At 60.5% G+C, this 6,212-nt stretch carries 7 protein-coding genes; 4 read left to right on the plus strand and 3 right to left on the minus strand.

Annotated elements, in window-relative coordinates; translation table 11 throughout:
* The first annotated feature begins 190 nt into the window (after positions 1-190).
* Complete coding sequence (locus RMN95_RS05370; protein WP_309615919.1) at positions 191-595, plus strand: nuclear transport factor 2 family protein; 405 nt, start codon at positions 191-193, stop codon at positions 593-595.
* A gap of 363 nt (positions 596-958) precedes the next feature.
* On the opposite strand, the gene RMN95_RS05375 is transcribed toward RMN95_RS05370, so the two are convergent.
* Positions 959-1,558 (minus strand): TetR/AcrR family transcriptional regulator, encoded by a 600-nt coding sequence (locus RMN95_RS05375; RefSeq protein WP_309615920.1) that lies wholly within the window; start codon positions 1,556-1,558, stop codon positions 959-961.
* A gap of 61 nt (positions 1,559-1,619) precedes the next feature.
* Between RMN95_RS05375 and RMN95_RS05380 the strand changes: the two genes are divergently transcribed.
* Positions 1,620-2,492: an oxidoreductase gene (locus RMN95_RS05380; RefSeq protein ID WP_309615921.1), complete on the plus strand. Its 873-nt coding sequence runs from the start codon at positions 1,620-1,622 to the stop codon at positions 2,490-2,492.
* 261 nt (positions 2,493-2,753) lie between these two features.
* On the opposite strand, the gene RMN95_RS05385 is transcribed toward RMN95_RS05380, so the two are convergent.
* Entirely contained in the window at positions 2,754-3,674 is a 921-nt protein-coding gene (locus RMN95_RS05385; protein ID WP_309615922.1) for an AraC family transcriptional regulator, read from the minus strand.
* A gap of 203 nt (positions 3,675-3,877) precedes the next feature.
* On the opposite strand from RMN95_RS05385, the gene RMN95_RS05390 reads away from it, so the two are divergent.
* Complete coding sequence (locus RMN95_RS05390; RefSeq protein ID WP_309615923.1) at positions 3,878-4,615, plus strand: SDR family oxidoreductase; 738 nt, start codon at positions 3,878-3,880, stop codon at positions 4,613-4,615.
* Between the two features lie 69 nt (positions 4,616-4,684).
* The gene (locus RMN95_RS05395) at positions 4,685-5,584 is read left to right on the plus strand and encodes an SDR family oxidoreductase (protein WP_309615924.1); all 900 of its coding nucleotides are present in this window, start codon (positions 4,685-4,687) and stop codon (positions 5,582-5,584) included.
* Between the two features lie 114 nt (positions 5,585-5,698).
* On the opposite strand, the gene RMN95_RS05400 is transcribed toward RMN95_RS05395, so the two are convergent.
* A complete protein-coding gene (locus tag RMN95_RS05400) occupies positions 5,699-6,130 on the minus strand; it encodes a MarR family transcriptional regulator (RefSeq protein ID WP_309615925.1) in 432 nt (143 codons plus the stop codon).
* Between the last annotated feature and the right edge of the window lie 82 nt (positions 6,131-6,212).

Here is a 6,212-nt window from a genome sequence, read left to right on the forward strand (position 1 = left end):
CTGTCGTTCCTCATCACACGCTCTCGGGGGCCTTTCCCTGCCCCCTCCCACTTCAGGAGAACCACCTACCCCTGCGAGTCGATGCGGGGAAACGTGCCGCCGTATTCGAAAACAATGCAGCCATCCGCACAATGGCCGGCGCTGTCATCAGACATTCGCTGCAACCGGCGAATCGAGAAAGGAAATGACCATGACATCCGACAAAGACCCTCGCGCATCGGCGGTGCACTACCTTCGGCAGTGGGAGGTGCGGGACTATGCCGCGATGCGATCCCTTTGCACCGCCACCGCCACCGTGTGGCATAGCGACGGAAGCGGTGACCAGTCGATCGATGAGAATATGGCGCTGTTAGAGCAACTGGCCTCACAAGTCGACACACTCCGGTACGACATCGTGCGTCAATTTCAAAATGACGATGCAGTATTCCAGCAGCAGGTACTGCACCTGACCATGACAGACGGGTCCTGTAGCGACGTGCATGCGGCGATGTACTTTCGGTTCGACGGCGACCTTATCGATCGCATCGAGGAATATTTCAACGTCGTACCGCTCACGGAATCCACCACACCGATCGCCTGGCTTGGGCTGGGTTGATCACGGCCCGCCCCGCGATGCCGTGAGTTGCGGCGGTACCCGGGAGTCAAGCATAGCCAGAGGCCTGATTGGGTCGGGTGGCTGGCAACGAAGGGCTCAAGGTCGCCCTCACCGTGTTGAGGCGGATCGCGTGGCGCACGGTAGGGGCGATCATCACCGAGGTGTCAGCCAGTGCCAAGGAGCAGTTCGGCCAGTTCGCAGGCCTCCCCCGGACCTGGATCGGGGAGATCACTCACAAACGCGGCCACACGTATTTGACCTGGGTCATTAACCACGACTCCGGCGGTCTCGCTTGGACTGCGACGGGCCGGCCAAGGTCAGGACAGGACAGGACGAGCCTGGCTTCGATCTTCGCTGGTCAGGTCAGATCCGACTAGTAGGTTCAGTTGCTGCCCGCAGAATGAGGGCCGTTGCGTCATCGATAAGAGCAGCACCCTGAGCGGCGGTGATTCTTCGGGCCGCAGTGAGGGTCGCTGTTCCCTGCATGGTGACCGCAAACAGTAGCTTCAGTCGGTACTTCGCATCCGCGCTCAACACACCGTCCGAGTGACCGAGGTCGATGAGCTCATCGAATGTTTGGAACATTCGCTCAGCCGCATTCTGAATATGTGCGGGTGGATCGGCCATCTTTGCCGCGAACATCAACTCCATCAGTGCTGCGTCCTGCACCGCAAACTCGACGTATGCGTGTGCCACTCGATGGAACGTGGCGTCGAAAGGGTCCCCGGCTGCCATCGAGGATTTGAGCTTGTCGGTCAGCCGATCGAAGCCGCGTTCCGCCAACGTGTCCAGCAGGGCCTGCCTGTCGATAAAGTGACTCCGCGGAGCGCCATGGCTCACTCCGGCCTGTCGTGCTAGTTCTCGTAACGAGATCCCGTCAGTTCCTACCTCGCGCAGCATTGCTTCCGCTCGGTCGAGGAGCACGGCTCTTAGGTTTCCGTGATGGAAAGCACGTGCGGTCATACGGTCAGCATACTTCAAAGTAGTCATTGCCTATATACTAGGCATCGCCTAGTATGGCGCAATGACCTCTCCTGCTCCCTTCACCAGATTCACCTCCGATCTAAATGGCCGTACCGTCGTCATCACCGGCGCCAGCAGCGGCATCGGACTCGCTACGGCCACCGCGCTTGCCGCCGCGAATGCTCATGTCGTCATCGCGGTCCGCGACACCCGGAAAGGCTCTCTAGTCGCCGCGGAGATACGCGGGAACGTGGAGGTTCGTCGCCTCGACCTGACCGACCTTCACTCCATCCGAAGTTTTGCGGATGACTGGACCGGCCCTATCGATGTGCTGGTCAACAACGCAGGAATCTCCACACCGACATTGGAGCGCACTCAGGATGGGTTCGAGTTGCAATTCGGGACCAATCATCTTGGCCCGTTCGCGCTAACGAATCTGCTCTTACCTCACATTTCCGGTCGAGTAGTGACCCTCGCATCGCAAGCGGAGCGAATGGGACGGCTGAATCTCGACGATCTCAACTGGGACCGAACCACCTACACCGAGCCGCGCGCGTACGCGACCTCCAAGCTTGCCAACATGCTTTTCAGCGCTGAATTGCAGCGGCGACTAACTGCCGCTGGGTCAGAAATCATATCCATTGCCGCACACCCCGGATTCGTCAAAACCAACATTTACGACCAGTCGGCAGGTTTTGCCACACGAATGATGGTCCGTTTTCTGGCGCAGACTCCCGCAGACGGGGCTCTCCCCGTCCTCTACGCAGCGACGGCGAACATCGCCGGTGGTAGCTTCACCGGCCCTGAACGTTTCATGCACATGCGCGGTGGCGCCGAACTGATCGGTCGCTCCAAATTCGCAAAAAACGCCGCCGTCGCGAGGCGGCTCTGGAACGCCTCCGAACAGATGACCGGTGTCACGTTTCCCCTGTGACCGAACACTCCCATGCTGCCCACCAACCCGACCAACACCTACAAGCAATGTTTTGAGATGAAGTTTCGGATGCCCTTGTCAAGGACTCGGTCCATAACGACAGGCGACAGGCGGCATCTATGTCAGTAGCGCGGAAGATCGTGTAGCGAGTGGGAGGGCGCTGCATGGTGGCGACCTCGCCGAGACTGACTCCATCGTCCCGGAATGTACTCGCAGCCATACTTCATTGGCATGACGTGCTGCGCGCAACAGTCCATTTGCCTACCGACTTTCTCGGACACGCGTTCGGTAGGCCAGCGGGGATACTCCGATATGCCGTTTAAAAGCCGTGCTGAAGGCGCTTTCGGACGAGTATCCGAGTTCAAGCGCGAGGGAGCCGACGCGAGTGTCCCTGGACTGGAGTTCTCGTTGAGCGAGCAGCATTCGCCAGTTGATCAGATAGGCCAATGGTGGCGTGCCGGCTACTATTCGGAATCGCTGCGCGAACGTGGTTCGCGACATTGACGACGCGCGAGCCAAATCCTCCAGAGTCCAGCTTCTTGCTGGTTGTTCGTGAATCATTGTTAGCGCGGGGCGGAGCCGCTCATCGGCGAGCACTTTCAGCCAGCCTGGTGGCATGTCGGCATCGTGCATGAAGCCGCGAACCACATCGAGGATCAGTAGTTGCCCATAGTGACGAACTGCGAAATCTGCGCCGGCGCGGTCGGCAACAATTTCCGCAAACAGGCGCTGCACGTGATCACGCAACTGCGGGCCAACCGCGCTCGATGCTCCGACATGCGCGACGGGCGGCAGCGCGCGAAGAAGAAGATCCTTGCCCGTGAGGTTCAGCTCTATTCGGCCCCCGATAAGTATGTCGACGTCGGTGGCGACCACGTCGGCGCCACTGATCGCGGAGCCTTCGGACGGCGGCTCCACTTCGACCAGGTCGCCATCTCCTTCGCCTCCTTCCAAAGTCAGCCAGGAGCGGCCATTCAGGATCGCGACATCGCCTTCGACAAGTTCGATCCGTTCGACGCCATTCGTAGCAAGCGTTGCGGCGCCTCGGACGACCGCTATGAATTTCAGGTCGTCATCGATGGAACTGTGCGTGCGCCACCGTCCACGTACCGCAGAGCCACCCGAGACCACGCTTCTTACCTCAATAAGGTCCAGCACTTCAGATAGTCGATCGATAGCCATATTCGTACTCTATGACATAAAAAGCGGATGAAAAATGATTCCGAATGCGAGTATGTGTCTCCATTGTTAACTTATGGGTCGGCACGCCTGATACGCAGACGAAGCGCAACAGGCAGAAATCACCCCAACCCGCTTCCCTCCTCATCCGGGTTGGCAGTACTCACACCCGACCGCGGCCTCGTCACGGTCCGAAAGGAAATCCCATGAATGACCCCATGATCGCGCTCGTCACCGGCGGCAACAAAGGCATCGGGCGCGAAATCGCCGCCCAGCTTGCCGCTCTTGGACACACCGTCGTGATTGGCGCACGCAGCCTCGAGCGCGGCGAAGCGACAGCGGCGGAACTGCGCGCGGCCGGCGGTGACGTCACCGCGGTCGCCCTCGACGTTACCGACACAGCGTCGGTTGTAGCCGCAGCGCACTCAATCCAGACCAGATTCGGACACCTCGACGCGTTGGTCAACAACGCCGGGATCAGCCACCAGCCCGGCGCCGACTTCTCCGGGCAGATGCCTCGATCCGCCGATGTTGACCACATCCGGTTCGTTTTCGAAACGAACGTCTTCGGGGTCATCACCGTCACCAGCGCATTCCTGCCCCTTCTGCGGCTCTCGTCTGCTCCACGGATCGTCAACGTTTCCAGCAGCGCAGGTTCGCTGGCATCGATCTCGGACTTTGACAACACCGACCCCATCGCCCTTGGTTATGTTCCCTCCAAGACCGCGCTCACCGCCGTCACCATGATGTACGCCAGGGACCTCGTCCACGAGCACATCCTGGTCAACGCCGTCTGCCCTGGTTTCGTTGCAACCGATCTGAACAACCATCATGGGGTCAGAACTCCCGCCGAAGGTGCCGCTTCCGCTGTTCGGATGGCCACGATCGAAGCGGACGGACCCACCGGCACGTTCACCGACGATCATGGCCCCGTCGCCTGGTAGGTCCGGCCCGATGCCCAGTACCGCACGCACCAGCGGCCCATTTTTCTCCGCTCATATTTAGGAGTTCCCATGCGCGTTTTCCTTACCGGGGCATCAGGTTGGATTGGTTCTGCCGTCGTCCCTGACCTTCTTGCCTCAGGCCACCACGTCGTAGGTCTCGCCCGGTCGGCTTCATCTGCGAGTGCCCTCACCTCGATCGGGGCTACCGCGCATCCCGGAAGTCTCGACGATCTCGACTCACTCCGCGCGGGTGCCGCACAGTCTGACGGAGTGATCCATCTCGCGTACCGTCACGACCTCGTGTTCTCCGGAGAGGCGACCCTGGCCGCCGAATCAGATTTACTCGCGATTGAGGCGCTCGGTAGTGCGCTGGAAGGGTCGGATCGTCCGTTCGTTGTCGCCACGGGCCTCGGCGGACTTCCTGTGGGCCGGGTCGCTACGGAGAAGGATGAGGCATCGGTGGAGAGGGCCGGAGGTCAGCGGGCCGCCGCGGCGAAAGTAACCCTCGGCTTTGCCGACCAGAGGGTGCGCTCCGCCGTTGTGCGGCTTCCGCCGAGCGTTCACGGAAGCGGAGATACCGGCTTCATCCCGATGATTATCGACATCGCCCGCCGCACAGGGATATCCGCCTACGCCGATACCGGCGACAACCGCTGGCCTGCGATCCACCGCTTCGACGCGGCGAAACTCTTCCGTATCTCCCTGGAGAGCGCCCCAGCCGGCTCCGTGCTCCACGGAGTCGGCGACCACGGCGTCGCCATGCGCGATATCGCTGACGTCATCGCTCGTCAACTTGATCGGCCGGCGGTCTCGATCCCCGCCAATGAAACCGCCGACCACTTCGGATGGATCGCCGATCTGCTCCGTGGCGACTTTCCTACTTCGAGCGCGGCAACCCGTGAACTCCTCGGGTGGCATCCCACCCATCCGAACCTGCTGGACGACCTGGACGAGGGCCACTACTTCTGACCACCACCCACGGCGCCAGGCGGAATGCCCACCTGTGAACTTCTTCAATTCATGAAGGCATCTTGTTACCGTTGGGCATCGTCGACAATCGGTACGTTCGTAATTAGCTAACGCTCAGCCTTGTCTCGAGGTGAGGACGGCTAGAACCCGTTCGAGCGATTCGAGTTCGTGCGCGCCGACCCGTTCTGCAAGTCGAGTGCGAAGGACGTCGAAGGCTTCCGCTCCGATTGTCATCATCTCGTGTCCATGACCGGTGACCGTGAGTTGTTTCCGGCGCGCATCCTCAGGGTCGTTTCGTCGGTCGAGATAGTGCATGTCTTCCAATGCGGCGATGGTTTTCGCCGCCGCCTGCTTGGACACGCCCAGACTCCTCCCGAGTGCGGAAGCGCTTTGAGCCCCACCGTCAATGGCCTGTAACGCGAACTCGTGTGTCGCGGTGACGCCCGGGTGCCCCCGGTGTTCGAGCTCCAGGACGACTTCCTCGACCAGCGTTGTGAAGCCGGCCAGAAGGAGCTTCGCCAGGGTGGCTCCGAGCAAAGTATCCATGGGCTCAACCTACCTCTTGCGGACCATATAGACAACCACATTGACTATTGTGTAGAATGACAACCACATTGTCGAATTGACC

Source organism: Salinibacterium sp. (assembly GCF_031364185.1).
Lineage (GTDB): Bacteria > Actinomycetota > Actinomycetes > Actinomycetales > Microbacteriaceae > Rhodoglobus.

Bases quoted from the DNA above. Each gene is read 5' to 3' on its own strand.
- RMN95_RS05370 (WP_309615919.1), top strand. From the start codon at position 191: ATGACATCCGACAAAGACCCTCGCGCATCGGCGGTGCACTACCTTCGG.
- RMN95_RS05375 (WP_309615920.1), bottom strand. From the start codon at position 1,558: ATGACCGCACGTGCTTTCCATCACGGAAACCTAAGAGCCGTGCTCCTC.
- RMN95_RS05380 (WP_309615921.1), top strand. From the start codon at position 1,620: ATGACCTCTCCTGCTCCCTTCACCAGATTCACCTCCGATCTAAATGGC.
- RMN95_RS05385 (WP_309615922.1), bottom strand. From the start codon at position 3,674: ATGGCTATCGATCGACTATCTGAAGTGCTGGACCTTATTGAGGTAAGA.
- RMN95_RS05390 (WP_309615923.1), top strand. From the start codon at position 3,878: ATGAATGACCCCATGATCGCGCTCGTCACCGGCGGCAACAAAGGCATC.
- RMN95_RS05395 (WP_309615924.1), top strand. From the start codon at position 4,685: ATGCGCGTTTTCCTTACCGGGGCATCAGGTTGGATTGGTTCTGCCGTC.
- RMN95_RS05400 (WP_309615925.1), bottom strand. From the start codon at position 6,130: ATGGATACTTTGCTCGGAGCCACCCTGGCGAAGCTCCTTCTGGCCGGC.